The 2,624-nt window shown below is 64.2% G+C and carries 2 protein-coding genes; both read right to left on the bottom strand.

Annotated features, from left to right (window positions below; all coding sequences use genetic code 11):
• Positions 1–106: 106 nt before the first annotated feature.
• Positions 107–883 carry an IS21-like element helper ATPase IstB gene (istB, locus tag CN933_RS31155; protein ID WP_027989120.1) on the bottom strand — a complete coding sequence of 259 codons (777 nt, stop codon included), beginning with the start codon at positions 881–883 and terminating at the stop codon, positions 107–109.
• A gap of 16 nt (positions 884–899) precedes the next feature.
• Positions 900–2,450, bottom strand: coding sequence for an IS21 family transposase (gene istA, locus CN933_RS31160; RefSeq protein WP_027989119.1), 1,551 nt, complete (start codon positions 2,448–2,450; stop codon positions 900–902).
• Positions 2,451–2,624: the final 174 nt, after the last annotated feature.

Consider the following 2,624-nt stretch of genomic DNA (forward strand, 5'->3'; position numbering starts at 1 on the left):
TGCGCATTTCGCAAAAGCCGGACAGGGATTCCGCTTAGTCGCGGACACTTGTTTCACTAAGTCGCGGACAGTTTGGCGGCGGTGGCCCTCGGGTGCCTGGTTGTCTTCATGGGTGATTGATTTCGCCGTTTTCGTCGCCGGTCAAGAGCGGCGGCGCTTTTTGCTTTCGCATGCTGTCGCCCTGGAGGGTGATGCGATGGGCGTTGTGAACGATCCTGTCGAGAATGGCGTCGGCGACGGTCGGGTCTGCGATCAGGTCATGCCATCTGGCCACCGGGACCTGGGCGGTGATCAGGGTGGACTTGCGCCGATAGCGTTCCTCAACGATTTCGAACAGATGGAAGCGCTGCTGGTCGGTGAGCGAGTGGGTTCCGAAGTCGTCGAGGATGAGGAGCTGCACGCGCGTGAGCTTGTCGATGAGGCGGGGGAAGCGACCATCAAGGCGGGCGAGCGCCAGATCCTCGAAGAGCCGTGGAACGCGCACGTAGAGGACGGAATGATCGAGCCGTGCCGCCTGACGGCCGAAGGCACAGGCCAGCCATGACTTTCCGGTGCCGGTCTGGCCGGTAACGATCAAATTCTCATGCGTCTTCAGCCATTCGCCCTGCGCGAGCGCCATTGTGTTGCGGCGGTCGAGCCCGCGCGGCGCGGCAAAATCGATGTCTTCGATGGAGGCCTCGGGAAAGCGTAGCTTGGCTGAGGCGAGCCGGTTCCGGACGCGCTTGTCGGCACGCATGGCGATCTCGCGGTCGAGCATCAGGCCGAGCCACTCGTCGCGGCTGAGTTCATTGGCGTTGGTCTGCTCGGCCAGTTGCCGCCAGGCGGCGGCCATGCCAGCCAGGCCGAGCGCCTGCATCTGGTCGAGTGTCGGGTTGGTCAGCATTCTTTCTTCCTTTCCTTCACTGGTAATAGCTGCTGCCGCGGATGTTGCCGTGCGCCGGCGTCGGCTTTGCCGGCTCTGTGGTGCTCGCCCGGTCGAGGCCGGACTTGAGAATGGCGGTGACGGAGGCGTAGGTGATCGCGTTGATCGTGAGCGCCCGCTCGCAGGCCGCCTCCGTGCGCTCCTGCCCATAGCGCGGCGAAAGCGACAGGATGCCCATGGCGGCGCGATATCCCTGTTCCGGATGCGGCCGGTCGCGCATCAGGCGCTCGACCAGAATGGCGGCGTTGGGCCCGATTTTGGCGGCCCGAGCGATCAAGGTGGCCGGCGTTGTGTTGGCGTAGCGCTGATGTGCCTTCGGCATGTGGGCGTTGACGGTGACATGGCCGGAGCGTTGCGAACGACGGACATGGCTGGCGACGCGCTGGTGATCGTGGAAGATCTCGACCACCCGATGGGTGAGCCGGACCTGGACGGTGCGGCCGATCAGCCGATGTGGCACCGAATAGAAGGTCTTGTCGACCTCGACATGGTAGTCGGGATGGACCTTCGCCGATCTCCATTCCGCGTATTCGAACGGCGTTGCCGGCAGCGGCCTTAAGGCTGCCCGCTCGATCTCCTCGAACAGTTCGCGGCGGCTTTTGCCGACATGGCGCATTGGCCGGTTGTTCAACTCCTCGAGCAGTTCGGCGACAGCCGAATTGAGCTCGACCAGCGAGAAGAACGTTCGGTTCCTGAGCCGGGCGAGAATCCAGCGCTCGACGATCAGCACCGCGCCCTCGACCTTACCCTTGTCGCGCGGCTTTCGGCTGCGGGTTGGCAGGATCGTGGTGTCGTAATGCTCGGCCATCGCGGCAAAGGTCGCGTTCAAGGTCGGCTCGAACCACAGCGCCTTGGCGACCCCAGCCTTCAGATTGTCGCAGACGATCGCCTTGGTGACCCCGCCGAAGAAGGCAAGCGCCCGCACCTGGCCGTCGATCCAATCGGGCAGCTTTTGACTGAAGCTGGCAAAGGCGAAGGTCAGGTTGGAGGCGCCCAGCACCGCGACAAAGATCTGCGCCGGGAAAATGACGCCGGTCGCCGGATCGATCACCGGCACCGTCTGCCCGGCATAGTCGGTCTGCATCACCGCGCCCGCCGCATGCCGATTGCGGAACGTCGGGCTCGCCCGCCGCCGGAAGGCGGTGAACCGGTCGCAGAACCAGGTGAAGCCGTAGCCGTCGGGATGGGCGGCGCGATATTCCTGCCACAGCAGTGTCAGCGTCACCCCCTCGCGCTTCAGCTCCCGGGCAACCAGCGCCCAGTCCGGTTCGCTCAGGTCCTGCGGCGGCCGGCCCATTCTGTGAAACAGACGCCGTTCCAGCGCCGCATCGTCGTCGTAGCCCGGCGCCAACGGCCAGCTCGACAGCCCCGCCTCCCGCGCTCGCAGCAAATAGGTCGAAACCGAGGTCTTGCCGATCTTCAGCCGCTCGGCCACCTCGCGCACCGACAGACCCTGTTCATAGGTCAGGCGCAGGATCGTCCGGATGTCCCTCACGCTCGTTCGTCTCGCTTGCTTCCGTCTTGGCATGGCCCCTCTCAACGTCTCGTGAGAAGCCAGATTGCCAGAACGGCGCAGCCGAAGACCGACCATCAAATCCGCCCGGTAACTGTCCGGGACTTAGCGGAATCGCTGTCCGCGACTTAGCGGAATTGCTGTCCGGGACTTACTGAAATCGGTGTCCGGGACTTAACGAAACACGCA

Origin of the sequence: Sinorhizobium sp. M4_45 (genome assembly GCF_002885915.1) — a bacterium.
Lineage (GTDB): Bacteria > Pseudomonadota > Alphaproteobacteria > Rhizobiales > Rhizobiaceae > Sinorhizobium > Sinorhizobium meliloti_A.

Coding starts and splice junctions, on each gene's coding strand:
- istB (WP_027989120.1), bottom strand. CDS start 883: ATGCTGACCAACCCGACACTCGACCAGATGCAGGCGCTCGGCCTGGCT.
- istA (WP_027989119.1), bottom strand. CDS start 2,450: ATGCCAAGACGGAAGCAAGCGAGACGAACGAGCGTGAGGGACATCCGG.